Raw genomic sequence first — 25,044 nt, forward strand, 5'->3', positions numbered from 1 at the left:
TTAGCCACGTTGCACGGACTAGGCTTCGCTCTTTCGGATCAGGTCGTAGGCCTCGCGCAGATCGCCCCCGGCGTAGGTGTGGCGCGACAGCCCCGCAAGGTGGTGATCGGCGTTCACCGCCACGGTGACCGGTACGGCGGCGAAGAGCTCCGCGTCGGACATCGAGTCGCCGTAGGCCACGCAGTCCTCCAGGCCCAGCCCGTACTCCGCGCAGAGGCGGCGCGCGATGCTCACCTTCGCGGCGGCGTTGAGGATGCCAGGCCGGTGGATGGGCGCGGTGAACGGAACCGCCGGCCACCGGGAGCCATGGGTCGCATCGGCCCCCCAGTCGAGGAGACGCTCCACGAAGAAGTCCGGCGAGAGCGAGATGACGGCGCAGCGCCCTCCCTGAGCGTGGATGTCGGCCCAGACCTCGCGAATGCCTGCCAGCCAGGGAGCCCCTTCGAACGCGGCCACGACCTGCTCCAGAGTCAGAGCGGACCACAGGGCATGGGCCTGGACCGCGAATTCGTCGGGCGCCATCCCGTCCAGCAGGAACCTCCGCTCCAGGGCGGCGATCTCCTCGTCGACGCCGAGCTGGCGCGAGATCTCCACCGCGGCCGCCGAGCCCCTGATGAGGGTGCCGTCGAGGTCGAAGAGGTGAAGCCTGCCCGCGCCCGGAGAAGTGGTCATGTACGCCGAGGCTAGTACGTGTGGTTACTCCTCCTGTCAGACGCGGGGTGAGGGCATGGGACGACACGGTGTTTCACGTGAAACATCTTCAGCGCCCCGCTCGGCGGGCTCTCCTCGTCGTCCATGTCGCCATCTCTGTGGCGTGGCTCGGGCTCAGTGTGGGTCTGCTGACGCTCGGCATCACGGCCTACACGACGGGCGACCCCTCCCTCACCGACGCCTCGTACCGCGCGATGAAGGTCTTCGGGGACTGGCTGCTGGCTCCCGTCGCGGTGGTGACGCTGGTGAGCGGGCTGGTGCTCTCCCTGGGGACTCCCTGGGGGCTGGCGCGACACCGCTGGGTCTGGATCAAGTTCTGGATCACCCTCGCCACCGCAGCCGCGACCGTCTTCGCCCTGCGCCCGGAGATCGAGCATGCCGCGGCTGCCGGGGTGCCCGACGCCAGCCTGGTGTCGGCGCCCATGGTGTCGACGACCGCATATCTCTTCATGACCGCGATCTCGGTGCTGAAGCCCTGGGGCCTGACCCGCAGGGGCCGACGCCTGCGGGCCCTGGCCAGTTCCCGTAAAGCGGTGGACGAACGATCATCGCGTCAGAGAGCCTGAGCCTCATGCCGACGTCGCTTGCCCCGCTCGACCAGCTCCCCATCCGTGTCCTCACCTCCGCAGACCTCACCGCCTGTGCCGATCTCTCGGAGGACCGGGGCTGGCCGCGCGAGGAGCACAAATGGAATCTTCTGCTGACTGCGGGTACCGGCTTCGGCATTGACGACCCCGACGGCAAGGGGCTGATCGCGTCGAGCATCGTCACCTCGTACGGGCCCGAGCTCTCCGCGATCGGCATGGTGCTGGTCGCCGAACGGTACGCCCGCCGGGGCGTGGGGATCCGCCTGATGCGACATGTGGTGGCGGAGGCCGGGAACACCCCGCTCACGCTGCACGCGACCCCGAACGGTCAGCCGCTCTACGAGCAGCTGGGCTTCGCCCAGACGGGTCGCGCGGAGATGCTCCGCGGACACTTCACGGCGACGGAGCCGGTCCCGGCGATCACGACCCGCGCCGCCACGGCCGAGGACCTCCCGACCGTGCTCCGCCTGGATGCCGAGGTCTTCGGCCTGGACCGCACCCATATGATCACCCGGCTGCCGGCCTTCGCGGACCACCTCCGCGTCGCCGAGGAGAACGGCGAGATCACCGGCTTCGCAGCGGCCTGGCCCAACATGGACACCCATGTGGTCGGCCCGCTGATCGCTCGGGACACGGCCACCGCACAGGCCCTCGTCGCCGCCCTGGCCGCCGCCACCGACCGCCCCCTGCGCACGGACGTCGACGTACGCCACGAGGCACTGCTGGCCTGGCTCAAGGCGTGCGGCCTCGCCCCGATCGCGTTCAACGCGGTCATGACACGCTCCCGGCCCGACCTTCCGGGTGACTGGAGCCGTCGGTTCGCACCCCTGACCGTGGCGGCGGGATAAGACCAGTAATTGCACACGCGGGCTTTTGCGCACATCGTCTACTCTGGGGGAAGCCGCTCCGGACCGAGGAGAGACCATGACCGCGACCGCCCCCGCACTCACCGCCCTCTCCCAGGGCTGGTGTGCCCTCTCGTTGCTGCACGGCAGGATCGAGTCCCACATCGAGCGCGCTCTGGAGTCGCAGCACGGCCTGAGCGTCCGCGAGTACTCCCTGCTCGATGTGCTCAGCCGCCAGCACAGCGGCCCCGGCGGGCATCTCCAGATGAAGCAGGTCGCCGACGCCGTCGTCCTCAGCCAGAGTGCCACCACACGGCTCGTGACCCGCCTGGAGGACCGAGGTCTCCTGACCCGCTACCTCTGCGCCACCGACCGCCGCGGCATCTACACCGACGTCACCGAGGCGGGCATGGAACTCCTCACCGAGGCCCGGCCCACAAATGACCGGGCGCTGCGCGAAGCCCTCGACGAGGCGGCCAAGAACCCGGAGCTGGCACCCCTGGTCCGCGTCGTCGAAGGCCCCCACGCTCCCGCCTAGCGGTCCTCGATGGCCTGTTTCACGTGAAACAGCCGCTCAGAGTCCGCGCCAGCCGGCCTCGTCCACTCCGCCCGGGACCGCGTCACTCTGCTCGTACGGCTCCCGGGTGAAGACGAACGACCCCAGATCGAGATGGCTCACCGAGCCGTCAGGACGACGGACCGGGCGGAGTGTCTCCCCCAGGTAGTAGCCGTTCAGTCCGATCCAGCCGCCCTCCGGCAGCGCTCGGAAGGTCGCCCGCCGTCCGACACCGCTCAGCGGTTCGAGGGTCACACCGCGGTCCGCGCCAAGGCGCAGCCCGAACGCGTACGTACCCCAGTACCAGGGCCCGGCAAGCTCCAGCAGCTCCCGATCGACCTCGGCCTCGGGTACCGGCCGCCACGGCTCGGGGAACCGGGGCTCGGCCTCCGCCACGATCCTTACGAGATCGGCCGCCACCGACGCCATCAGCGGCCCGGACGTGGCATTGGCGAGAGTGACCGCCGCGACGTCGTCCTCGATGCACACCCAGAGACAGGCGACGAAGCCCGGCAGCGAACCGGTGTGACCGATCAGGGTCCGCCCGTCCTTGCGCAGCAGCTGGACACCGAGTCCGTAGCCGCCCTCCCAGTCTCCGGCACCCGGCGCCGACGCCGGGGTGCGCATCTCCTCGACCGAGGCCGCGCCGAGCACCCGGTCGTCGCCCCGTGCGAGGAACACCGCGAAGCGACAGAGGTCCTCGGCCGTCGACCAGAGCTGTCCGGCCGGCGCCATCAGCCCCAGATCCTCGGAGGGTTCGGGCAGCATCACATCGGCCCACGGGTGAACAGCCCAGCCACCGGCGTGCGGAGCGACCGGCTGCACGCTCGTGCGCGTCAGCCCCAGCGGCTCCAGGATCTCGCCCCGGAGCGCCTCCTCCCAGGAGACCCCACGTACCGCTTCGACCAGCGAACCGAGCAGCGTGTAGCCGGGGTTGGAGTAGTGGAAGTGACGCCCCACCGGGTGGAGCATGGGCTCCTCCCCGAGCACATCGGCCAGTTTCGGCCTGACCGCCGCAGGCGTCCGCTCCCACCACGGAGCGGGGCTCTCCGCCGCGAGACCCCCCGTGTGGGCGAGGAGCTGGGCGATGGTCGTCTCGCCGACGCCCGTACCCGGAAGATGCTTCTCCAGAGGGTCGTTCAGATCCAGGAGGCCCTCGTCACGCAGCCGCATGACCAGCACGGCGGTGAAGACCTTGGTGAGCGAGCCGATCCGGTACTGCGTGTCGGCGTCCGGATCGTGCCCGTCGACGCAGCTGCGCGCACCGCTCCACACCATCCTCCCGTCGCGGGCCACAGCCCCGACGAAGGAGGGCGTACGGCCCTCGGACTGGGCGACCGCTACACGGTGCAGCAGCGCCCGTTCGGTACTGGGAAGCAGAGCTTCGAGAGGTGAGGTCATGCACTGATCCAACGCTGCGGCCGCGCGGGCGTCGACCACATTTCGCGTCGGATACCCGTGTGGCGGGAGCGAGTTCGACTCCGACGAAGCGTCATACGCGTCCCACGGCAGCGTTCCAGGGCATGGCGTTTCAGCAGGTCAGAACCGTCCTGGCATTCCAGCGTCCCTGATACCGCAGGTCCGCTTGCCCGTACTCGGCTGGAACGGATTCTCTGTTGCCGAGCCGGACGGACGCACCGACCGGCCGCTGTCACCACCACACTCCACGGGGAACACATGAAGCTGACGCACGCCACCAAGACGCTCCTCGCCGGCCTCACGCTGGTCAGCGCTCTCGCCCTGACCGCCTGCAACGGCGACTCCGGAGCCACGGAAGCCAAGCCCGCGGACACCAAGCCCGCCGGTTCCGCGTCCTCCGCTCCTTCGGGCAGCGGCACCGGTGCCGCCCCCACCGACGCGGCCACGGCCACCGGCGGAAGCGGCACGGGCGACGGCAAGAGCAGCAGCGGTGCCGGCGGATCCACGTCGGGCTCGAGTTCCGGCGGAACGTCTGCCGGCATCTGCCGCAGCGACGAGCTGGAGGTCAGTGCTGTCGACAACACCACCGACAAGGTGGAGGGCATCGTCACGGTTCAGCTCAAGAACGGCGGTGGCCGTGACTGCACGATCCGCGGCTTCGCCGGCGTCGATCTGAAGACCGCGGCGGGCGACATCCTGTCCGTCGCACGCAACGGCGACAAGCCTCCGGCAGGTGTTCTCAAGCACGGCGAGTCCGCCGCCTTCAATATCTCGTTCCCGCTCAACACGAGCGGCGGCTCGGGTGTCCGCATCTCCACGATCCTCGTGACCCCGCCGAACGAGACGAAGACGATCAGCCTGAAGTGGCCTGCGGGCTCGCTCCCGGTCGACAACCCGGACTCCCCGAGCCGCCCGCTCCAGATCACCCCGGTCGGCAAGGTCAGCGGCTCCCCCGCCGGCTGAGCGAGCCTCGGTCAGGTCTGTGCCATGTCGACGAAGCGCGAGTAGTGGCCCTGGAAGGCCACCGTGATCGTCGCCGTCGGACCGTTTCGGTGCTTGCCCACGATGATGTCCGCCTCGCCCGCGCGCGGGGACTCCTTCTCGTAGGCGTCCTCGCGGTGGAGCAGGATGACCATGTCCGCGTCCTGCTCGATCGATCCCGATTCACGCAGGTCGGAGACCATCGGCTTCTTGTCGGTGCGCTGTTCGGGGCCACGGTTCAGCTGCGAGAGCGCGATCACCGGCAGTTCGAGCTCCTTCGCCAGGAGCTTGAGGTTTCGCGACATGTCCGAGACTTCCTGCTGACGGCTCTCGGACCGCTTGGCGCCGGACTGCATCAGCTGGAGGTAGTCGATCACCACGAGCTTGAGCCCGGCACGCTGCTTCAGCCGACGGCACTTGGCGCGGATCTCCATCATCGACAGGTTCGGGGAGTCGTCGATGTAGAGCGGGGCCTGGGAGACGTCGGGCATCCGGCGGGCCAGCCGGGTCCAGTCCTCATCGGTCATCGTGCCGGAGCGCATGTGGTGCAGCGCCACCCGGGCCTCCGCCGAGAGCAGACGCATCGCGATCTCGTTGCGGCCCATTTCGAGGGAGAAGATGACGCTGGGCAGGTTGTGCTTGATGGAGCACGCTCGTGCGAAGTCCAGGGCGAGCGTCGACTTACCCATGGCGGGTCGGGCCGCGATGATGATCATCTGGCCCGGGTGCAGACCGTTGGTGAGCTGGTCGAGATCCGTGAAACCGGTCGGAACACCGGTCATCTCGCCGCTGCGCGAGCCGATCGCCTCGATCTCGTCGAGGGCACCCTCCATGATGTCGCCGAGGGGCAGATAGTCCTCGGTGGTGCGCTGCTCGGTGACCGCGTAGATCTCGGCCTGGGCCGAGTTCACGATCTCGTCGACGTCGCCGTCGGCCGCGTAACCCATCTGCGTGATCTTGGTGCCGGCCTCCACGAGCCGGCGCAGCACGGCGCGCTCGTGAACGATCTCCGCGTAGTACGCCGCGTTGGCCGCGGTCGGCACCGACTGGACGAGCGTGTGCAGATAGGAGGCCCCGCCGACACGGGTGATCTCGCCCCGCTTGGTGAGCTCCGCACCGACCGTGATCGGGTCGGCCGGCTCGCCCTTCGCGTACAGGTCGAGGATGGCCGCGTAGACCGTCTCGTGGGCGGGCTTGTAGAAGTCATGGCCTTTGATGATCTCCACGACGTCCGCAATGGCGTCCTTGGAGAGCAGCATGCCGCCGAGGACGGACTGCTCGGCGTCGAGATCCTGCGGGGGCACCCGCTCGAAGCCGGACAGACCACTGTCCCACGGGCCGCTGTCGCTGCCGCGGTCGTGCTGGTCCTCACGGCCCCTGCCGCGTCCACGGCTCTCGCCACGGGGTCGTGCGACGGGAAGCCGGTCACTCGGTCCGCTGTCGGCCCAGGGGTCGTCCAAGGGCTCGGGAATGCTCACCAAGCCACCTCCTCCCGTCCGCTCCGCGGACCTCGCCGTGCCACTCTTTCTTACGCCACGGCTCGGACAAACAAGAGGCTTTGACTCCGCTTCTGGCGCGTCGTGCGCCGGACCACGGTAGGCCCGTCGGCACCGTCAGCCAATCTGGTTATCCACAGGGCCTGTGGGTGAACGACCAGATGCTGTGGAGAACCCCGCCGAACCTGTGCACGGACCGGGGGACAGCCATGTGGACAAACTCATAACCCCAGCCGCGACACCGCCCTGACCTGCGGCTTTTCGATCCACGGGCTGTGGGGGAGAAAAACTTTTCACTCCGGACCAAGATCAGAACAAACGGCGCACACCCGAAGCTCCACACCAAGCGAATGTAAGGACTCCTGACCCATTGCATCGCTTACCTGTGGAAGATTAGATTGAGACCCATGACCCAGGCTCCCCCGACCCCCAAGGCCGCCCGTCGGCAGCACGACCGAGAGATCATCTCGCTCGCCGTTCCGGCCTTCGGCGCGCTCGTCGCCGAGCCGCTCTTCCTCATGGTCGACAGCGCCATTGTCGGACACCTCGGCACTCCGCAGCTCGCCGGTCTCGCCATCGCGGCCGCCCTGCTCTCGACAGCCGTCAGCGTCTTCGTCTTTCTCGCCTACGCGACCACGGCCGCTGTCGCCCGCCGGTTGGGAGCCGGCGACCTCACGGCAGCCATCCGCCAGGGCATGGACGGAATCTGGCTGGCGCTCCTGCTGGGAGCCGCGGTCGTCGCCGTCACCCTGCCCGCCGCCCCATGGCTGGTCGACCTCTTCGGCGCCTCGGACACGGCCACCCCGTACGCCATCACCTATCTGCGCATCTCCAGCCTGGGCATCCCCGCCATGCTCGTGGTCCTGGCCGCCACCGGGGTCCTGCGCGGCCTCCAGGACACCCGTACACCGCTGTACGTGGCCATCGGAGGCTTCGCGGCCAACGGGGTTCTCAACGTGGCCCTCGTCTACGGCGCCGGCCTGGGCATCGCCGGCTCCGCCTGGGGCACGGTCATCGCCCAGTGCGCCATGGCCGCCGTCTATCTCGTCGTGGTGGTCCGTGGAGCGCGGCGCCACGGCGCCTCCCTCCGACCGGACGCGGCCGGCATACGCGCCAGCGCCCAAGCAGGTGCCCCGCTCCTCGTCCGTACGCTCTCCCTGCGCGCGGTCCTGCTGATCGCCACCGCTGTCGCGGCCCGCATGGGTGACGCCGAGGTCGCCGCCCACCAGATCATCCTGTCCCTGTGGAGCCTGATGGCCTTCGCACTCGACGCGATCGCCATCGCCGGCCAGGCCATCATCGGCCGGTACCTCGGTGCCGACGACGCCGACGGCGCCCGGCAGGTCTGCCGCCGCATGGTCCAGTGGGGTGTGGTCTCCGGAGTCGTCCTGGGCGCCCTCCTCATCCTCGCCCGCCCGCTCTTCATCCCACTCTTCACCGGCGACACCACGGTCCAGGACACCCTGCTCCCGGCTCTTCTGGTCGTCGCGGTCTCCCAGCCGATCGCCGGTGTGGTCTTCGTCCTCGACGGCGTCCTGATGGGCGCGGGCGACGGCCCCTATCTGGCCTGGGCCATGCTGCTCACACTGGCCGTCTTCGCCCCGGTCGCGCTCCTGGTCCCCGCGCTCGGCGGTGGGCTCACCGCGCTGTGGTGGGCGATGACGTTGATGATGACGGTCCGGATGCTGACGCTCTGGCTGCGCTCGCGCTCCGGACGCTGGATCGTCACCGGCGCCACGCGGTGAATGTTTCACGTGAAACGCCCTGTTTCACGTGAAACGGCGGAAGGGCCGCACCCCGAGGGGTGCGGCCCTTCCTTACTGCTGAGAGCAGCGTTACGCGGCGACGACCTCGACGCCGAGCTTCGCGGCAACCTCGGGGTGCAGACGCACGGACACCTGGTGCGAGCCCAGGGTCTTGATCGGCGAACCGAGCTCGACGCGACGCTTGTCGACGTCGGGGCCACCCGCGGACTTGATCGCCGTGGCGATGTCGGCCGGGGTCACGGAGCCGAAGAGGCGGCCGGCGTCGCCGGAGCGAACGGCCAGACGCACCTTCACGCCCTCGAGCTGGGCCTTGATCTCGTTGGCCTGCTCGATGGTCGCGATCTCGTGGATCTTGCGGGCGCGGCGGATCTGCGCCACGTCCTTCTCGCCACCCTTGGTCCAGCGGATCGCGAAACCACGCGGGACCAGGTAGTTGCGAGCGTAACCGTCCTTGACGTCGACGACATCGCCGGCGGCACCGAGGCCAGAGACCTCGTGGGTCAGGATGATCTTCATTTTTCGGTCACCCTTCCCTTATCGCGCGGTGGACGTGTAGGGCAGCAGCGCCATCTCACGGCTGTTCTTCACGGCCGTGGCGACGTCACGCTGGTGCTGCGTGCAGTTGCCGGTCACGCGGCGGGCACGGATCTTGCCGCGGTCGGAAATGAACTTCCGCAGCATGTTCGTGTCCTTGTAGTCCACGTACGCGGTCTTGTCCTTGCAGAACGCGCAGACCTTCTTCTTAGGCTTGCGCACAGGCGGCTTCGCCATGGTGTTTCTCCTGTGTGATCAAGAAGTTTGGGTACGAGCTGCCTTCGAGGGGAGTGCCCTAGAAGGGGGGCTCGTCCGAGTAGCCGCCGCCGCTGGAGTTTCCACCCCAGCTGCCTCCGCCGCCCTGCTGCTGGCCGCCACCGGCCGGCGCGCTGGTCGCCCACGGGTCGTCGGCGGGAGCACCGCCACCACCCTGCTGGCCACCACCGGAGTTTCCACCCCAGCTGCCGCCGCCCTGCTGGCCGCCACCGCCGCCGTAGCCACCCTGGCCGCCTCGACCGGTGGTCTTGGTGACCTTGGCCGTGGCGTTCTTGAGGCTGGGGCCGACTTCCTCGACGTCCAGCTCGTAGACCGTGCGCTTGACGCCCTCGCGGTCCTCGTACGACCGCTGCTTCAGCCGGCCCTGCACGACGACGCGCATGCCTCGCTGGAGCGACTCGGCGACGTTCTCCGCCGCCTGACGCCAGACCGAGCAGGTCAGGAACAGGCTCTCGCCGTCCTTCCACTCATTGGTCTGACGGTCGAAGGTGCGGGGGGTGGACGCGATACGGAACTTCGCGACCGCCGCACCGGACGGGGTGAAGCGCAGCTCGGGGTCGTCGACAAGATTGCCGACGACCGTGATGACGGTCTCGCCTGCCATTGGATGAACCTCTCGGCGGGATTGCTTCTGGCTGCTTGCTGCTACTCGAACCCGATGACCTCTGAGCTAGATGCTCAGTGGGTCTCGGGGCGGAGGACCTTGGTCCGGAGGACCGACTCGTTCAGGTTCATCTGGCGGTCGAGCTCCTTGACGACCGCAGGCTCGGCCTGCAGGTCGATGACCGAGTAGATGCCCTCGGGCTTCTTCTTGATCTCGTAGGCGAGACGACGACGGCCCCAGGTGTCGACCTTCTCAACCTTTCCGTTGCCCTCACGGACGACGGAGAGGAAGTTCTCGATCAGCGGGGAGACAGCGCGCTCCTCGAGATCGGGGTCGAGGATGACCATCACCTCGTAGTGACGCATGTGGAACCCACCTCCTTTGGACTCAGCGGCCACGGTCGTTCCGTGGCAGGAGGGTCGTGATGCGTAAGCAACGGTATCGGCCGCCACTGACAATGCCCCTCGGCGAGCGAGGAGACCGTCGAGGTCCGAGACGGACCAGGGCAGACACCGGTGCAGACCGTACAGAGTACCCGCACATCCGCTTCCGGTTGAAATCCGGTGGTGGGGGGACGCAATCTGTACACAACGGATGTCGGCGGCGCTACGATGCGCCGCCTTCCCGCAGCCACGCCAGGAGGTGCCCCATGGCACAGGCAATGCGACCCGACCCCGGACATTCCCTCCTCGCCACCGACGGCAGGTCCCACCCGCTCCAGGACACCCTGATGGCGGTGACGCTCTTCCTCGGAGTCCTCTCCTTCATCACCGCGCAGTTCCACAGCCTGCACGTGCTGGCTTCCTGGTCCGGACTGATCGGCATCGTGACCGGCGCGTTCGGCCAGTTCATCTCCGTGACGACGAGGGAGCGCTTCGCCCTGATCGTCGGGCTCGGAGCCTCGGCGGTGGGCTTCTATCTCGGCATGTTCTACGGGGGCCTCATCTGAGGCATCCGGGTCGGCCACCGGCCAAGGGACACACGTCCCATCGGGGCGCTCCCCGGTCACAGTAGGCTTCGGCGCGAGAGCCGGAGCCCCTGAACCGATGGGGACACACCTGCCGAGGAGCGCCCCGTGAGCCTGACCCTGAGGACCATCAGCCGTGAGCAGCATCTGGCATTCATCCAGAGCCAGCCCTCGGCGAGCCACTGCCAGGTCCCGGCGTGGGCTGATGTGAAGACCGAGTGGCGGTCGGAGAACCTGGGTTGGTTCGACAAGTCCGGCGAGCTCGTCGGCGCGGGCCTCGTGCTCTACCGTCAGCTGCCGAAGATCAAGCGCTACCTGGCCTATCTGCCCGAGGGCCCGGTCATCAACTGGTACGCCCCGAACCTCGACGACTGGCTGCAGCCGATGCTCGCGCATCTCAAGCAGCAGGGCGCCTTCTCCGTGAAGATGGGCCCGCCGGTCGTCATCCGCCGCTGGGACTCCGCCGCGATCAAGTCCGGCATCCAGGACCCGGACGTGAAGCGGCTGAAGGACGTCGAGGCCTCGCACATCGAGCCGCGTGCCTTCGAAGTCGCCGACCGGCTGCGGAAGATGGGCTGGCAGCAGGGCGAGGACGGCGGCGCCGGCTTCGGTGACGTCCAGCCGCGCTACGTCTTCCAGGTACCGCTCGCCAACCGCTCGCTCGACGACGTCCTCAAGGGCTTCAACCAGCTGTGGCGCCGCAACATCAAGAAGGCCGACAAGGCCGGTGTCGAGGTCGTCCAGGGCGGCTACGAGGACCTCGCCGAGTGGCAGCGCCTGTACGAGATCACGGCCGTCCGCGACCACTTCCGCCCGCGCCCGCTCTCGTACTTCCAGCGCATGTGGACCGTCCTCAACAACGAGGACCCCAACCGCATGCGGCTGTACTTCGCCCGGCACGACGGCGTGAACCTCTCGGCGGCCACGATGCTCGTGGTCGGCGGGCACGTCTGGTACTCCTACGGCGCCTCCGACAACATCGGCCGCGAGGTCCGGCCCTCGAACGCGATGCAGTGGCGGATGCTGCGCGACGCCTATGCGATGGGCGCGACCGTCTACGACCTGCGGGGCATCTCGGACTCGCTCGACGAGACCGACCACCTCTTCGGTCTCATCCAGTTCAAGGTGGGAACGGGCGGCGAGGCGGTGGAGTACGTCGGCGAGTGGGACTTCCCGCTCAACAAGCTCCTGCACAAGGCGCTGGACATCTACATGTCGCGTCGCTGACGGGCGGGCCGTCGCGCCCGTAACCTCGTACGTAATCTCGTAAGTCTCGTACACACCTTTGATACACCGCAGCCACCAGAAAGGTTCCGGGCCGGCCATGGCGCTCTCCCTCTACGTCGACACCGCTCGCTGGCGGGCGCACCAGAAGTCCGTGATCGACCAGTTCCCCGGCCTGATCCCGGTCTGCAAGGGCAACGGCTACGGCTTCGGCCACGAGCGGCTGGCCGACGAGGCCTCCCGGTTCGGCTCGGACATGCTCGCCGTGGGCACCACGTACGAGGCCGCGAAGATCAAGGACTGGTTCGGCGGCGACCTGCTGGTCCTCACCCCGTTCCGGCGGGGCGAGGAGCCGGTGCCGCTGCCGGACCGCGTGGTCCGCTCCGTGTCGTCCGTGGACGGCGTGCACGCCCTCGTGGGCGCACGTGTGGTCATCGAGTGCATGAGCTCGATGAAGCGCCACGGCATCCTCGAGGAGGACCTGGGACGGCTTCACGCGGCCATCGAGGACGTGCGGCTCGAGGGCTTCGCCCTCCACCTGCCCCTGGACCGCACGGACGGCACGGACGCCGTCGAGGAGGTCATCGGCTGGATGGACCGGCTGCGGGCCGCACGGCTGCCGCTGCACACCATGTTCGTCAGCCACCTGCGGGCCGAGGAGCAGGCCCGGCTCCGGCAGCAGTTCCCGCAGACCCGGTTCCGCGCCCGGATCGGCACCCGGCTCTGGCTGGGCGACCACGAGGCCACCGAGTACCGCGGTGCGGTCCTGGACGTCACGCGCGTCGCCAAGGGCGACCGCTTCGGCTACCGCCAGCAGAAGGCCGCCTCCGACGGCTGGCTGGTGGTCGTCGCCGGCGGTACGTCCCACGGAGTGGGTCTGGAGGCGCCCAAGGCGATGCACGGTGTGATGCCGCGCGCCAAGGGCGTGGCCCGCGCCGGTCTCGCGACCGTCAACCGGAACCTTTCTCCGTTCGTCTGGGCGGGCAAGCAGCGCTGGTTCGCCGAGCCGCCGCACATGCAGGTGTCGATCCTGTTCGTGCCGTCCGACGCGCAGGAGCCGAAGGTGGGCGACGAGCTCGTGGCCCATCTGCGGCACACCACGACGCAGTTCGACCGGCTCGTCGAGCGCTAGGGCCTGATCCGAAAGACGGGCCCTAACCCGCCCGCGGGTCCCGGGGAGTCCCGTCGGCGGGGACTCCCCACTCCACGCGAGGCCCCTCCACGGACGGGGCCGCGTGCCGGGCGGGGTGGGCCGCCCTGCCCCGTACGAAAACGTCCTCAGCGCCGTCCAGGACGCCCCCGGAGGGGTCGTCCGAGCCGTCCTGCCGCACCACGTCCCGTTCGGGCGCCAGGATGTCGCGCACGACCACCGCGCACAGGTACAGCGTGCCGACCAGGTGCAGCACGATCGCGAAGTGGTAGCCGTCGGTCGGCAGTCCCTGCTTGTTGCCGCTGGTGGTGAAGGCCAGGTACATCCAGATGCCCAGGAAGTACATGACCTCGCACGCCTGCCAGATCAGGAAGTCCCGCCAGCGCGGCCGGGCGAGGGCGGCGAGGGGGATGAGCCAGAGCACGTACTGCGGCGAGTACACCTTGTTGGTCAGCACGAACGCGGCCACGATCAGGAAGGCCAGCTGGACGAACCGGGGCCGACGGGGCGCCGTCAGCGCCAGGACGGCGAGGGCCGCTGCGACGATCGCCATCAGCACCATGGTGTACGTGTTGGCGCTGCCGGGGGAGATCTGCTCGCCGGTGCGCTGGCTGATCAGCAGCCAGACGGACCCGAAGTCGACGTTCCGCTCCTCGTTGAAGGCGTAGAACTGCTTCCACCCCTCGGGCGCGAGCAGCATGACCGGCAGGTTCACGGCGAGCCACACACCGGCCGCCCCGATCAGCGCCGCGCCGAACTCGCGCCAGCGGCCGGCCCGCCAGCACAGCAGGAACAGCGGCCCCAGGATCAGGAACGGGTAGAACTTCGCCGCGATCGCCAGGCCGAGCAGGGCGCCGAACGCCAGCGGGCGGCCGCGCGACCACATCAGGACGGCGGCCGAGGTCAGCGCCACGGCCAGCAGGTCCCAGTTGATCGTCGCCGTGAGCGCGAACGCGGGGGCCAGGGCGACCAGGAGGGCGTCCCAGGGGCGGCGGCGGTGCGTACGGGCCACGCAGACGGCCATGATGACGGCGCAGACCATCAGCATGCCCGCGTTGACCATCCAGTACATCTGCTCGCGGTGCACGAGGTCGCTGCCACCGGGCGTGAGCCAGGCCGCGACCTGCATGAACAGACCGGTGAGGACCGGGTACTCCAGGAACTCTATGTCGCCGCTCAGCCGGTCGAAGTACGGAACCAGACCCTCGGCGAACCCGCGTCCGACGAAGAGATGGGGAATGTCGGAGTAACAGGCGTGGGTGTACTGCGAGGTGGTGCCCCGGAACCAGGCCCAGTCGTAGCACGGGATCTTCTGCACCATGCCGAGCGCAAACATCCCGATGACCACGAGCGCGATCACCCGCACAGGGGTGAACTGCCCGCTGCCGAGCAGGGCCCGGCGGCCGACCGGCCCGCCGATCAGCTCGCTGCCCGCCGCGGCGACCTCGTCGCGACGGGTGGGGCACACCGTCGCCGGGTTCTGCGACCGGTCCCGCTGCGGACTCGTCTTGTGGAGGCTCGGCATGGGGACATCCTGCCGTACGTCCCCGGGAAACGGTGAGGGCCGCCGTACCGGGCGACGTACGTGTACGTACGTGCCGGGTACCGCGGCCCTCGGGGCGCTACCGGACAGGGACCGGTGGGCGGTTCGTCAGCCGCCCAGCCAGCCGCTCCCGCCGCTCGCCCTGCCGGGTTTGCCGGTGTCCGTCGGCGTCGGTGACGTCGGAGTCGTCGGCGTCGTCGGCGTCCCCGTCGGTCCGCCGTCCTGGCCGCCGTTCTGACCGCCGTTCTGGCCGGTGTCGTCGCACGGCCAGTCCCAGACGTCACAGGACTTGTCCGGGCCCGGCGACTTGCTGGGCGTCTGCGACGGCGTCTGCGAGGGAGTGATGGTCGCGGACGGCGACTGCGACGGGGTCTCGGTCGGCGTCGGGGTGGGGCTGGCGGCGCCACCGCCGAAGACGGCCTCCGCGTCCAGGTCCTCCGGCTCCGGGAACGACTCGACCTTCATGCCCTTCAGCGCGTCGGTCATGTAGTCCTTCCAGATCTGCGAGGGGAAGGACGAACCGTGGATCTTGGGCTGGGCGCCCGTACCGAACATCGACAGGAACTTACGGCCTTCCTTGCTCTCGTCGTCGTCGAAGCGGTACATGTCGATCGCCGTCGACAGGTTCGGCGTGTAGCCGACGAACCAGGCCGAGTTGTTGCCGTCGGTGGTACCGGTCTTGCCGGCCACGTCCCGGCCCGGGATCGCGGCCTTGCGGCCGGTGCCCTTGGGGTTCTCGACGACATCGCGCAGGACGTCGGTCACGTTGCCGGCGACCGCCGAGGAGAAGGCCCGCTCGGTCTTCGACTCGTGCTTGTAGATGACCTGACCCTTCTCCTTCACCTCCTTCACGGAGAACGGGTCGTTGCGCTCGCCGTTGTTCGCGAAGGTCGCGTACGCGCCGGCCATGCGGATGGCGCTCGGGTCGGAGATACCGAGGGAGAACGACGGCACGTTGGCCTTGACCAGCGAGCCCTCCCGCAGACCGGCCTTGACGGCCGTCTTGCGGACCTCGTCGATGCCGACGTCCATGCCGAGCTGCACGTAGGGCGAGTTGGCGGAGCGGATCATCGCCTCGCGCAGGCTCATCGGGCCGTAGCTCGCGTCATCGTCGTTGACCTGGAGCCACTCCTCGCCGTTCTCGTTGTGCCAGACCGTGCCGTCGTAGTTCTTGATCCGAAGCTTGTTCTTGCCGTTGTAGCGGCTCTTGTTCGGGTCGACGATGGTGCGGGTCGTGGCGTCCTGGACCTTGCCCTCGTCGGGGTCGCGGACGCCGTACTCCATGGCCGCGGCCAGCACGAACGGCTTGAACGTCGATCCGACCTGCGCACCGGTCTGGTCGGCGTTGTTGGTGAAGTGCTTGGTGGCGTCGGTGCCGCCGTAGAGGGCGACGATCTCACCGGTCTTCGGGTCGACCGAGGCACCGCCGAACTGGACGTGAGTGTCCTCCTTCGGCCGCTTCTTCGGGTCGATGTGCTCGTCGTAGACCTTCTTGATGGAGTCCTCGAGAGCCTTGACCTTCTTCTTGTCGAAGGTCGTGTAGATCTCGTAACCGCCCCCGGCGAGCTTCTTCTCGTCCATCCCCGGGTGGTTGTTGATGAAGTTGGCCTTGGCCGTGCTCACCAGGTAGCCGACCTGACCGGTCAGCTGGGCGTTCTTCTTCGGCGGCTGCACCTTCGGGAAGGCCGGGTACTTCGCCCGGTCCGCCGCGGTGAGGTGCTGGTCCTTGACCATCTCGTCGAGGATCCACGACCAGCGCTCCGTGGCCCGCTTCAGGTTCGCCTGCGGCGTCGCCTGGGGGTCGATCTCGGTGGAGCCGGCGGGGTCGTAGTAGGTCGCACCCTTGAGGAGCGAAGCGAGGAACGCGCACTCACTCGCGTTGAGGTGCTTGGCGTCCTTCCCGAAGTACGTCCGGGCCGCCGCCTGGATGCCGTAGGCACCGCGCCCGTAGTAGGCGGTGTTCAGGTAGCCCGCCATGATCTCGGGCTTCTCCATCTCGGCGCCGACCTTGATGGAGATGAAGAGCTCCTTGACCTTGCGAGACAGGGTCTGCGACTGGTCGTTGAGCAGGTTGTTCTTCACGTACTGCTGGGTGATGGTGGAGCCACCCTGCGTCTCGCCGCCCTTGGCCATGTTCCAGACGGCACGGCCGATGCCCATCGGGTCGATGCCGGAGTCGTCACGGAACGTCTTGTTCTCGGCCGAGATCACCGCGTTCTGCATGTCCTTCGGGATCTGGTCGATCCCGATGATCTGCCGGTTGACCTCACCACCGGTCGCGGCCATCTGCGAGCCGTCGGACCAGTAGTAGACATTGTTCTGCGCCTTGGCGGCCAGAGCCTCCTTCGGGATCCCGACCTGGGAGTACGCGATCGTCGCCGCACCCATCACCAGGCCGAGGAACGCCAGGCAGAGGCCTGAGACGAGCTTCCAGGAAGGCACCCAGCGGCGCCAGCCGTACTTGTCGTACCGCGGGTAGTCGATCAGGCGCTTCCTGCCCGGAGGACGACCGCCCCCACGGCCGCGACCCGGGCCACCGCCCTGTCCGCCGCCTCCACCACCACGCCGGCCACCGCCGTGGCCGCCGCCCGCGCCGCCGTCGGGCGCACGCCGACGGCTTCCGCGCTGCGCGGCACGACGGGCCTCGGCCCGTCCACCGTAGGTGGTCTCCTCTCCGTACCCAGACGAAGGGGAGCCGGTGCTGACATCCCGTCCCTGGGCCGACCGGCGGCCCTGGGGCTGCTGGGCGGCGCGCCGGGCCGCCGCGCGGCCGCCACTCGGCGGCTGCGACTGCGGCATTTTGCGACGATGCTCGCTCATCGAACGACTACTCCTCGGGCAGGCGCGTACGCCTGGAAGCGGCAGTTGAGTTCCGGTCCCCCCGAAATGCGCACGGCCGAGCTTCACCAGAAGCCCTCCCGTACCGCAGCCGGTCACCCCGATCACTGACGCACTGCGGCGTCGCTCGGTTCCCGGTGGTCTGCATGCCGCACAGACTACGCACGGCCAAAACCCACCTAGAGCCGAAGTTCACCCCAAATCAGGCAAGTCAATTGCTGTGAATTGACGATGTGACGCCGGTCACCGTGGCCCCACTTGTCGCAGCAGGATGGCCGTTCTATCGTCGTGATGTATCGAGTCGATACATCAGTACGGCATAAGGGCACCCGACAGCGGAGGAGGGGACGGATGAGCAGGCGCTCGGGAATCCTCGAATTCGCCGTTCTCGGCCTGCTCCGCGAGGCGCCCATGCACGGGTACGAGCTGCGCAAGCGGCTCAACACCTCGCTGGGCATCTTCCGGGCCTTCAGTTACGGGACCCTCTATCCCTGCCTCAAGACGCTGGTCGCCAACGGCTGGTTGATCGAGGAGCCGGGCAGCGCCCCCGAGGATGCCCTGGCCGCGTCACTCGCAGGACGCCGCGCCAAGATCGTCTACCGGTTGACGGCCGAAGGGAAGGAGCACTTCGAAGAGCTCCTCTCCCACACCGGCCCGGACACCTGGGAGGACGAGCACTTCGCGGCCCGCTTCGCCTTCTTCGGTCAGACCGAGCGCGAGGTGCGGATGCGCGTACTGGAAGGCCGCCGCAGCCGGCTGGAGGAGCGTCTGGAGAAGATGCGCGCCTCTCTGGCCCGCACACGCGAGCGCCTCGACGACTACACACTTGAGCTGCAGCGCCACGGAATGGAGTCCGTGGAGCGCGAAGTGCGCTGGCTGAACGAGCTCATCGAGAGCGAGCGGGCGGGACGGGATCAGCGATCCGGTCCCGACGCCCCCGAGGGCGCCGCTCAGCACGACAACGATTCTGGAGAAACGGGCGGCCTGCCCCGGCACGGGGGCAGTACCCGGCCGGATCCGTCCGACGACACCGCCAAGTGAATCCCTGCATCCCGCAGGGCTTCCACGATCACACAGGGAGCAACCGGAATGGGTTCGGTTCGCGTAGCCATCGTCGGCGTGGGCAACTGCGCCGCCTCGCTGGTGCAGGGCGTCGAGTACTACAAGGACGCCGACCCGGCGTCCAAGGTGCCCGGCCTGATGCACGTCCAGTTCGGCGAGTACCACGTCGGTGACGTGGAGTTCGTCGCCGCCTTCGACGTCGACGCGAAGAAGGTCGGCCTCGACCTCTCCGACGCCATCGGTGCCAGCGAGAACAACACCATCAAGATCTGCGACGTCCCGAACTCGGGCGTCACGGTCCAGCGCGGCCACACCTTCGACGGCCTGGGCAAGTACTACCGCATGACCATCGAGGAGTCCGCCGAGGCTCCCGTGGACGTCGTCCAGGTCCTCAAGGACAAGCAGGTCGACGTGCTCGTCTGCTACCTGCCCGTGGGTTCCGAGGAAGCCGCGAAGTTCTACGCGCAGTGCGCCATCGACGCGAAGGTCGCCTTCGTCAACGCCCTCCCGGTCTTCATCGCCGGCACCAAGGAGTGGGCCGACAAGTTCACCGAGGCCGGTGTCCCGATCGTCGGTGACGACATCAAGTCCCAGGTCGGCGCCACCATCACGCACCGCGTGATGGCGAAGCTGTTCGAGGACCGCGGTGTCCGTCTTGAGCGCACCATGCAGCTCAACGTCGGCGGCAACATGGACTTCAAGAACATGCTCGAGCGCGACCGCCTCGAGTCGAAGAAGATCTCGAAGACCCAGGCCGTCACCTCGCAGATCCCCGACCGCGAGCTGGGCGAGAAGAACGTCCACATCGGCCCGTCGGACTACGTGGCCTGGCTGGACGACCGCAAGTGGGCGTACGTCCGCCTCGAGGGCCGCGCCTTCGGTGACGTTCCGCTGAACCTGGAGTACAAGCTCGAGGTGTGGGACTCCCCGAACTCGGCCGGTGTCATCATCGACGCGCTGCGCGCCGCGAAGATCGCCAAGGACCGGGGCATCGGTGGCCCGATCCTCTCCGCCTCTTCGTACTTCATGAAGTCCCCGCCGGTGCAGTACTTCGACGACGAGGCGTTCGCCAACGTCGAGAAGTTCATCAAGGGCGAGGTCGAGCGCTGAGGCGCTGATCCACTTCGTCGATCGAGGGTCCCCGGTCTTTCACCCGGGGGCCCTCTTCGTATGTGAGTCTTGCTGCCATGCCCGTCGTACGTGATCTGCGCGTACTCCTGCGCCTGACGAACTTCCGCCGCCTCCTCGCTGTCCGTCTGCTCTCCCAGTGCGCCGACGGGGTCTACCAGGTGGCGCTGGCCACGTACGTCGTGTTCTCCCCCGAGAAGGAGACCTCCCCCGCGGCCATCGCCTCCGCCATGGCCGTGCTGCTCCTCCCGTACTCCCTCGTCGGACCGTTCGCGGGCGTGCTCCTGGATCGCTGGCCGCGACGCCAGGTCTTCCTCTACGGAAACCTCCTGCGAACCCTCCTCGCCTGCGGTACCGCCGTGCTGATGCTGGCCTCCGTACCCGACTGGCTCTTCTACGCCTCCGCCTTGTCGGTGACGGCCGTCAACCGCTTCGTCCTCGCCGGACTCTCGGCCGCGCTGCCACGGGTCGTCGACGACGAGCGGCTGGTCGTCGCCAACTCCCTATCCCCGACCGCCGGTACCGTGGCCGCGACCGCGGGCGGCGGTCTGGCCTTCGGAGTACGCATCCTGTCCGAGGACTCCGACGCCGCCGTCGTGATGCTCGGCGCCCTCCTCTATCTCTGCTCCGCCCTCGCCTCCCTGCGGATGCCCCGGGAACTCCTCGGCCCCGACCCGGACCTCGTCCAGCCCCGGCTTCGCGCCGCGCTGGCCTCGACGGCCCGTGGACTCGTGGCAGGACTGCGCCATCTGGCCGAGCGGCGTCCCGCGGCCCGCGCACTGGCCGCGGTGACCCTGATGCGCTTCTGCTACGGCGCCCTCACCGTGACCGTGCTGATGCTCTGCCGCTATGCCTGGAGCTCCACGGAGTCGGAAGGGCTCGCGCTGCTCGGGATCGCCGTGGCGTTCTCCGGAGCCGGCTTCTTCGCAGCCGCCGTCATCTCGCCCTGGGCGATCGGGCGGTTCGGCCCCTTCGGCTGGATGATCGTGTGCTCGGGCTCAGCGGCCGTTCTGGAGCCTGTGCTGGGGCTGCCCTTCGCGCAGACCCCGCTGATGATCGCGGCCTTCCTCTTGGGGCTCGTCACCCAGGGCACCAAGATCGCGACGGACACGGTCGTCCAGACATCTGTGGACGACGCCTACCGCGGACGGGTCTTCTCGCTCTACGACACGCTCTTCAACGTCGCCTTCGTCGGCGCGGCCGCGGTCGCGGCACTGATGCTGCCACCCGACGGCCGGTCCGTCCCTGTCGTGGTGATGGTCGCCGCCGTCTATGCGTCGATCGCCCTGATGCTGTGGAGACGACGGAAGGAGGGGTGATGTTTCACGTGAAACATCACCCCTCCGTCGATGCGCGCGGTCGATGTTTCACGTGAAACATCGACCGCGCGGACTCAGCTCTGAGTCGCCCACCACTCCTTGAGTGCCGCGACAGCCGCCTCGTGCTCCATCGGCCCGTTCTCCAGACGCAGCTCCAGCAGGAACTTGTACGCCTGCCCGACGGCCGGGCCGGGGCGGATGCCGAGGATCTCCTGGATCTGGTTGCCGTCCAGGTTGGGCCGGATCGCGTCCAGCTCCTCCTGCTCCTGGAGCTGGGCGATCCGCTCCTCCAGCCCGTCGTAGGCCCGCGAGAGGGCGCCGGCCTTGCGCTTGTTCCGCGTCGTGCAGTCCGAGCGCGTCAGCTTGTGCAGCCGCGAGAGCAGAGGGCCCGCGTCGCGCACATAGCGGCGGACGGCGGAGTCGGTCCACTCGCCGGTTCCGTATCCGTGGAAGCGCAGATGCAGCTCCACCAGACGCGAAACGTCCTTGATCATCTCGTTCGAGTACTTCAGCGCCGTCATGCGCTTCTTGGTCATCTTCGCGCCGACCACCTCATGGTGGTGGAACGAGACACGACCGTCGCTCTCGAAGCGACGGGTGCGGGGCTTGCCGATGTCGTGCAGCAGCGCGGCAAGACGCAGCACGAGATCCGGCCCGTCCTCCTCCAGATCGATCGCCTGGTCGAGAACGGTCAGGGAGTGCTCGTAGACGTCCTTGTGCCGGTGGTGCTCGTCACTCTCGAGCCGCAGCGCCGGCAGCTCCGGCAGCACATGGCCGGCCAGACCCGTGTCGACGAGCAGACCGAGCCCCTTGCGGGGGTGAGCGGCGAGCAGCAGCTTGTTGAGCTCCTCACGGACCCGCTCCGCGGAGACGATCTCCAGACGGCCGGCCATGTCGGTCATCGCCGTGACGACCTCGGGGGCGACCTCGAAGTCGAGCTGGGCGGCGAAGCGCGCCGCGCGCATCATCCGCAGCGGATCGTCGGAGAACGACTCCTCCGGGGTGCCCGGAGTGCGCAGCACCCGCTCGGCAAGGTCGTCGAGGCCGCCGTACGGGTCGACGAACTCCTTCGCCGGCAGAGCCACGGCCATGGCGTTGACGGTGAAGTCACGCCGGACGAGGTCCTCCTCGATGGAGTCGCCGTAGGAGACCTCGGGCTTGCGCGAGGTGCGGTCGTACGCCTCGGAGCGGTATGTCGTCACCTCGATCTGGTAGCCGCTCTTCTGGCAGCCGACCGTGCCGAAGGCGATCCCGACCTCCCAGACCGCGTCGGCCCACGGGCGGACGATCTTCAGGACATCCTCGGGCCGGGCGTCGGTGGTGAAGTCGAGATCATTGCCGAGCCGCCCGAGCAACGCGTCCCGCACCGAACCGCCGACCAGCGCGAGGCTGAACCCTGCTTCCTGGAAACGGACGGCGAGGTCGTCGGCGACAGGGGACACGCGCAGTAGTTCGCTGACCGCGCGGCGTTGCACCTGGCTCAGTGCAGTCGGGGTGTCTTCGTTGGCGTTCGGCACAACAGAAAAGGGTACGTGCCCCGGCCCCCGCCGACGTCCCCGTTTTCCCGGGGGTCCGGTGATCCGCTCGAGATCGGCTGGAGCAGTCCCCGGCACTTGCTCCCAGCGTGCCTCGTTACCATGCGTGGACACAGCAATGGGGAACCACCTGCACCACTGATTACGACGAGGACGGGCGAACGCGTGGCCGAGGCGGCAGACATCCAGGGGACCCATCCCTCACCTGCCCGTCGGTGGCTGCGGCGGACGGCGTCCCTCCTTGCCACCGCGCCCCTCCTCGTCGGGCTTCTGCAGGGCGCGGTGGCCCCGCCGGCCGTCGCCGCGGCCTCCATGGAACCGTCGGCCGTGACCGCTGAGGACGCCACGGGATCGCGCACCGTCGATGTGTCTCTCGACACGCTCAAGCCGAGCGCGCCGGTGGAGGGCGACACGGTCACGGTCTCCGGGACGGTGACCAACAAGGGCAAGCAGACCGTGACCGACGCCACGGTGGACGTCAGGGTCGGCCCCCGGATGACGAGCCGGAGCCAGATCGAGCAGATCTCGGGCCGTACCGGTTTCCGGGCCGGCAGCGACCCCTCCCCGCTCGGCGGCCGGTACACGGTCAAAATTCCCAGCCTCGCGGCCGGACTCAGCAAGGACTTCACGCTCTCCGTCCCGGTGGACAAGCTCGGACTCGATGACGAGGGCGTCTACCAGCTGGGTGTCTCCCTCTCGGGCCAGACCGCCACCCAGCCCGGGAAGCGCGTCCTCGGCATCGAGCGGACCTTCCTGCCGTACCAGCCCGAGGCGACGGAGAAGAAGACCCAGCTCACCTACCTCTGGCCGCTGATCTCCTCGGCGCACGTCTCCGCCGAGACCGGCACCGACGACCAGCAGACGCCGGTCTTCGAGAACGACGACCTGGCCGCCGAGCTCGCCCCCGGCGGGCGCCTGGACCAGATGGTCACGCTGGGCAAGGAGCTTCCCATCACCTGGGTCATCGACCCGGACCTGCTGGCCACCGTCGACGCCATGACGCGGAGCTACCAGGTCAAGGACGGCACGGGCACGGTGCCGGGCACGAAGCAGGCCGTCGCCGAGCGGTGGCTCGACGCGCTGCAGAAGGCCGTGGTGGGCCGCAAGGTCGTCGCCCTGCCGTTCGCGGACCCCGACATCGCCTCCCTCGCCCACCGCGGCAAGGACGTCCCCGGCTCGCTGAGTCACCTCCAGCCGGCGACGGAGCTGGCCGGGACGACCGTGGAGACCATCCTCCATGTGAAGCCGTCCACCGACTTCTCCTGGCCCGTGAACGGGGCCGTCGACCCCTCGATCATGGACGTGGCCACCTCGGCGGGCGCCCACAAGGTGATCGCCCGCAGCGACAGCTTCCGGGACGACCTCTCGTACACGCCGACGGCGGCCCGCCCCATCGGAGGCGGTACCACCGCCGTCGTCAGCGACGCCTCACTCTCGACGGCCTTCGAGGGCGACATGCTCCCCGCCGGGAACTCGACCCTCGCCGTCCAGGAATTCCTCGCCCAGACGCTCGCGGTCACGCTGGAGCAGCCCGAGCAGCAGCGCAGCATCGTGGTCGCCCCTCAGCGGATTCCGACCACGTCGCAGGCACAGACCATGGCGACCGCACTGCGCGGCCTGACGGCCCAGCGCTGGACGCAGCCCCTCGACCTCATCGCGGCCTCCGCCGTGAAGCCGGACCCCGACGCCGCCACCAAGGTGCCGGGCGCCTCCCGCTACCCCCGCGCGCTGCGCAAGCAGGAGCTTCCGGTCGAGGCCTTCCGCGACATGAAGAGCACCCGCGCGGACCTGGACGACTTCAAGGTCATCCTCACCCTGCCCGACCGCGTGGTGACACCGTTCGGCAACGCCATCAGCCGCGAGATGTCCACGTCCTGGCGTGGCCAGGCCGCCTCTGCCTCGCTGTACCGGATCACGGTGCACCAGTACCTCGAGAGCCTCACGCGCGAGGTGCAGCTCGTCGACAAGTCGGACCTCACGCTCTCCGGCCGCAGTGCCACCATCCCGGTGACCGTCCAGAACAAGCTGCTGCAGGGCGTGGACGACCTCGTCCTGAGGCTGACCTCCGGCAACAAGACCCGACTGAAGCTCAACGGCGGCGATGCAGTCGCCGAACTCCCGGTGAAGATCGCCGCCGGACACAGCCAGTCGGTGAAGTTCACCGCCTCGGCCAACGCCAACGGTCCGGTACCGATGACGGCCCAGCTGTTCACCAAGGACGGCACACCGTACGGCCAGGAAATGACCTTCACCGTGAAGGTCTCCGAGATCACTCCGACCGTGATGCTCGTCATCGCCGGCGGTGTGCTGCTCCTCGTCCTCGCCGGAGCCCGGATGTACACCCAGCGCAAGCTCGCGGCGGCCCGGAACGCCGAAGCGGAGACTGCGGAGGGCGACGATCCGGAGCAGCCGAGTGACCCTGTGCCGGACACCGGTCCCGAAAGCGGCGACCCGTCCGACACGGGTGAGAAAGTGGACCGTTGAGCGATGTCGTGGCCGGTCG

23 protein-coding genes are annotated in these 25,044 nt (G+C 68.6%); 12 read left to right on the forward strand and 11 right to left on the reverse strand.

Annotation, left to right across the window (positions count from 1 at the left end):
• Positions 1-18: 18 nt before the first annotated feature.
• Positions 19-672, reverse strand: a complete 654-nt coding sequence (locus tag ACFVGW_RS13490; protein WP_385852065.1) for an HAD family hydrolase — start codon at positions 670-672, stop codon at positions 19-21.
• A gap of 77 nt (positions 673-749) precedes the next feature.
• Here ACFVGW_RS13490 and ACFVGW_RS13495 point away from each other — a divergent pair, with 77 nt between their 5' ends.
• From ACFVGW_RS13495 to ACFVGW_RS13505, 3 genes are all read left to right on the forward strand, one after another.
• Positions 750-1,277 (forward strand): DUF2269 domain-containing protein, encoded by a 528-nt coding sequence (locus ACFVGW_RS13495; RefSeq protein WP_385852066.1) that lies wholly within the window; start codon positions 750-752, stop codon positions 1,275-1,277.
• 5 nt (positions 1,278-1,282) lie between these two features.
• Entirely contained in the window at positions 1,283-2,146 is an 864-nt protein-coding gene (locus ACFVGW_RS13500; protein WP_385852067.1) for a GNAT family N-acetyltransferase, read from the forward strand.
• 76 nt (positions 2,147-2,222) lie between these two features.
• Positions 2,223-2,681, forward strand: a complete 459-nt coding sequence (locus ACFVGW_RS13505) for a MarR family winged helix-turn-helix transcriptional regulator (RefSeq protein ID WP_385852068.1) — start codon at positions 2,223-2,225, stop codon at positions 2,679-2,681.
• Between the two features lie 36 nt (positions 2,682-2,717).
• Here the strand turns inward: ACFVGW_RS13505 and ACFVGW_RS13510 are convergent, their stop codons facing one another.
• A complete protein-coding gene (locus ACFVGW_RS13510) occupies positions 2,718-4,100 on the reverse strand; it encodes a serine hydrolase domain-containing protein (RefSeq protein WP_385852069.1) in 1,383 nt (460 codons plus the stop codon).
• A 276-nt stretch (positions 4,101-4,376) separates the two neighbouring features.
• Between ACFVGW_RS13510 and ACFVGW_RS13515 the strand changes: the two genes are divergently transcribed.
• Complete coding sequence (locus tag ACFVGW_RS13515) at positions 4,377-5,081, forward strand: DUF4232 domain-containing protein (protein ID WP_385852070.1); 705 nt, start codon at positions 4,377-4,379, stop codon at positions 5,079-5,081.
• An 11-nt stretch (positions 5,082-5,092) separates the two neighbouring features.
• Here the strand turns inward: ACFVGW_RS13515 and dnaB are convergent, their stop codons facing one another.
• Entirely contained in the window at positions 5,093-6,577 is a 1,485-nt protein-coding gene (gene dnaB, locus ACFVGW_RS13520) for a replicative DNA helicase (RefSeq protein WP_352188559.1), read from the reverse strand.
• A gap of 425 nt (positions 6,578-7,002) precedes the next feature.
• Between dnaB and ACFVGW_RS13525 the strand changes: the two genes are divergently transcribed.
• Positions 7,003-8,340: an MATE family efflux transporter gene (locus ACFVGW_RS13525; RefSeq protein WP_385852071.1), complete on the forward strand. Its 1,338-nt coding sequence runs from the start codon at positions 7,003-7,005 to the stop codon at positions 8,338-8,340.
• 90 nt (positions 8,341-8,430) lie between these two features.
• Here ACFVGW_RS13525 and rplI read toward each other — a convergent pair whose 3' ends face one another.
• The 4 genes from rplI to rpsF all read right to left on the reverse strand — a co-directional run bounded on the left by rplI (position 8,431) and on the right by rpsF (position 10,140).
• A complete protein-coding gene (rplI, locus tag ACFVGW_RS13530) occupies positions 8,431-8,877 on the reverse strand; it encodes a 50S ribosomal protein L9 (protein WP_315894947.1) in 447 nt (148 codons plus the stop codon).
• An 18-nt stretch (positions 8,878-8,895) separates the two neighbouring features.
• Positions 8,896-9,132, reverse strand: coding sequence for a 30S ribosomal protein S18 (gene rpsR, locus ACFVGW_RS13535; protein WP_005315025.1), 237 nt, complete (start codon positions 9,130-9,132; stop codon positions 8,896-8,898).
• 58 nt (positions 9,133-9,190) lie between these two features.
• The gene (locus tag ACFVGW_RS13540; protein ID WP_352188557.1) at positions 9,191-9,775 is read right to left on the reverse strand and encodes a single-stranded DNA-binding protein; all 585 of its coding nucleotides are present in this window, start codon (positions 9,773-9,775) and stop codon (positions 9,191-9,193) included.
• A 74-nt stretch (positions 9,776-9,849) separates the two neighbouring features.
• Positions 9,850-10,140 carry a 30S ribosomal protein S6 gene (rpsF, locus tag ACFVGW_RS13545; RefSeq protein ID WP_004950685.1) on the reverse strand — a complete coding sequence of 97 codons (291 nt, stop codon included), beginning with the start codon at positions 10,138-10,140 and terminating at the stop codon, positions 9,850-9,852.
• Between the two features lie 284 nt (positions 10,141-10,424).
• Between rpsF and ACFVGW_RS13550 the strand changes: the two genes are divergently transcribed.
• From ACFVGW_RS13550 to ACFVGW_RS13560, 3 genes are all read left to right on the forward strand, one after another.
• Positions 10,425-10,724, forward strand: a complete 300-nt coding sequence (locus ACFVGW_RS13550; RefSeq protein ID WP_385852072.1) for a hypothetical protein — start codon at positions 10,425-10,427, stop codon at positions 10,722-10,724.
• Between the two features lie 126 nt (positions 10,725-10,850).
• Positions 10,851-11,969: a peptidoglycan bridge formation glycyltransferase FemA/FemB family protein gene (locus tag ACFVGW_RS13555; protein ID WP_352188555.1), complete on the forward strand. Its 1,119-nt coding sequence runs from the start codon at positions 10,851-10,853 to the stop codon at positions 11,967-11,969.
• Between the two features lie 97 nt (positions 11,970-12,066).
• Positions 12,067-13,098 (forward strand): alanine racemase, encoded by a 1,032-nt coding sequence (locus ACFVGW_RS13560; RefSeq protein ID WP_383227571.1) that lies wholly within the window; start codon positions 12,067-12,069, stop codon positions 13,096-13,098.
• Between the two features lie 22 nt (positions 13,099-13,120).
• Here the strand turns inward: ACFVGW_RS13560 and ACFVGW_RS13565 are convergent, their stop codons facing one another.
• From ACFVGW_RS13565 to ACFVGW_RS13575, 3 genes are all read right to left on the reverse strand, one after another.
• A complete protein-coding gene (locus ACFVGW_RS13565; RefSeq protein ID WP_385852073.1) occupies positions 13,121-14,641 on the reverse strand; it encodes a glycosyltransferase family 87 protein in 1,521 nt (506 codons plus the stop codon).
• A gap of 126 nt (positions 14,642-14,767) precedes the next feature.
• Positions 14,768-17,146, reverse strand: coding sequence for a transglycosylase domain-containing protein (locus tag ACFVGW_RS13570; RefSeq protein WP_385852242.1), 2,379 nt, complete (start codon positions 17,144-17,146; stop codon positions 14,768-14,770).
• Positions 17,143-17,316 carry a hypothetical protein gene (locus ACFVGW_RS13575; RefSeq protein ID WP_385852251.1) on the reverse strand — a complete coding sequence of 58 codons (174 nt, stop codon included), beginning with the start codon at positions 17,314-17,316 and terminating at the stop codon, positions 17,143-17,145. The genes ACFVGW_RS13570 and ACFVGW_RS13575 overlap by 4 nt, the downstream gene beginning before the upstream one ends.
• Before the next feature lie 532 nt (positions 17,317-17,848).
• Between ACFVGW_RS13575 and ACFVGW_RS13580 the strand changes: the two genes are divergently transcribed.
• The 3 genes from ACFVGW_RS13580 (at position 17,849) to ACFVGW_RS13590 (ending at position 21,006) form a co-directional block, all read left to right on the forward strand.
• Entirely contained in the window at positions 17,849-18,538 is a 690-nt protein-coding gene (locus tag ACFVGW_RS13580; protein ID WP_352188552.1) for a helix-turn-helix transcriptional regulator, read from the forward strand.
• Between the two features lie 48 nt (positions 18,539-18,586).
• Positions 18,587-19,669, forward strand: coding sequence for an inositol-3-phosphate synthase (locus ACFVGW_RS13585; RefSeq protein ID WP_352188551.1), 1,083 nt, complete (start codon positions 18,587-18,589; stop codon positions 19,667-19,669).
• 77 nt (positions 19,670-19,746) lie between these two features.
• A complete protein-coding gene (locus ACFVGW_RS13590) occupies positions 19,747-21,006 on the forward strand; it encodes an MFS transporter (protein ID WP_385852074.1) in 1,260 nt (419 codons plus the stop codon).
• Between the two features lie 74 nt (positions 21,007-21,080).
• Here ACFVGW_RS13590 and ACFVGW_RS13595 read toward each other — a convergent pair whose 3' ends face one another.
• On the reverse strand, positions 21,081-22,523 hold the full coding sequence (locus ACFVGW_RS13595) for a CCA tRNA nucleotidyltransferase (RefSeq protein ID WP_385852075.1): 1,443 nt from the start codon (positions 22,521-22,523) through the stop codon (positions 21,081-21,083).
• Between the two features lie 183 nt (positions 22,524-22,706).
• Here ACFVGW_RS13595 and ACFVGW_RS13600 point away from each other — a divergent pair, with 183 nt between their 5' ends.
• On the forward strand, positions 22,707-25,025 hold the full coding sequence (locus ACFVGW_RS13600; protein WP_385852076.1) for a DUF6049 family protein: 2,319 nt from the start codon (positions 22,707-22,709) through the stop codon (positions 25,023-25,025).
• Positions 25,026-25,044: the final 19 nt, after the last annotated feature.

Source organism: Streptomyces sp. NPDC127129, assembly GCF_042671585.1.
Classification (GTDB): Bacteria; Actinomycetota; Actinomycetes; order Streptomycetales; family Streptomycetaceae; genus Streptomyces.

What these genes read in the sequence shown, in the direction of transcription:
- ACFVGW_RS13490 (WP_385852065.1), bottom strand. Translation starts at nt 672, where the DNA reads ATGACCACTTCTCCGGGCGCGGGCAGGCTTCACCTCTTCGACCTCGAC.
- ACFVGW_RS13500 (WP_385852067.1), top strand. Translation starts at nt 1,283, where the DNA reads ATGCCGACGTCGCTTGCCCCGCTCGACCAGCTCCCCATCCGTGTCCTC.
- ACFVGW_RS13505 (WP_385852068.1), top strand. Translation starts at nt 2,223, where the DNA reads ATGACCGCGACCGCCCCCGCACTCACCGCCCTCTCCCAGGGCTGGTGT.
- ACFVGW_RS13510 (WP_385852069.1), bottom strand. Translation starts at nt 4,100, where the DNA reads ATGACCTCACCTCTCGAAGCTCTGCTTCCCAGTACCGAACGGGCGCTG.
- ACFVGW_RS13515 (WP_385852070.1), top strand. Translation starts at nt 4,377, where the DNA reads ATGAAGCTGACGCACGCCACCAAGACGCTCCTCGCCGGCCTCACGCTG.
- ACFVGW_RS13525 (WP_385852071.1), top strand. Translation starts at nt 7,003, where the DNA reads ATGACCCAGGCTCCCCCGACCCCCAAGGCCGCCCGTCGGCAGCACGAC.
- rplI (WP_315894947.1), bottom strand. Translation starts at nt 8,877, where the DNA reads ATGAAGATCATCCTGACCCACGAGGTCTCTGGCCTCGGTGCCGCCGGC.
- rpsR (WP_005315025.1), bottom strand. Translation starts at nt 9,132, where the DNA reads ATGGCGAAGCCGCCTGTGCGCAAGCCTAAGAAGAAGGTCTGCGCGTTC.
- ACFVGW_RS13540 (WP_352188557.1), bottom strand. Translation starts at nt 9,775, where the DNA reads ATGGCAGGCGAGACCGTCATCACGGTCGTCGGCAATCTTGTCGACGAC.
- rpsF (WP_004950685.1), bottom strand. Translation starts at nt 10,140, where the DNA reads ATGCGTCACTACGAGGTGATGGTCATCCTCGACCCCGATCTCGAGGAG.
- ACFVGW_RS13550 (WP_385852072.1), top strand. Translation starts at nt 10,425, where the DNA reads ATGGCACAGGCAATGCGACCCGACCCCGGACATTCCCTCCTCGCCACC.
- ACFVGW_RS13560 (WP_383227571.1), top strand. Translation starts at nt 12,067, where the DNA reads ATGGCGCTCTCCCTCTACGTCGACACCGCTCGCTGGCGGGCGCACCAG.
- ACFVGW_RS13565 (WP_385852073.1), bottom strand. Translation starts at nt 14,641, where the DNA reads ATGCCGAGCCTCCACAAGACGAGTCCGCAGCGGGACCGGTCGCAGAAC.
- ACFVGW_RS13580 (WP_352188552.1), top strand. Translation starts at nt 17,849, where the DNA reads ATGAGCAGGCGCTCGGGAATCCTCGAATTCGCCGTTCTCGGCCTGCTC.
- ACFVGW_RS13585 (WP_352188551.1), top strand. Translation starts at nt 18,587, where the DNA reads ATGGGTTCGGTTCGCGTAGCCATCGTCGGCGTGGGCAACTGCGCCGCC.
- ACFVGW_RS13590 (WP_385852074.1), top strand. Translation starts at nt 19,747, where the DNA reads ATGCCCGTCGTACGTGATCTGCGCGTACTCCTGCGCCTGACGAACTTC.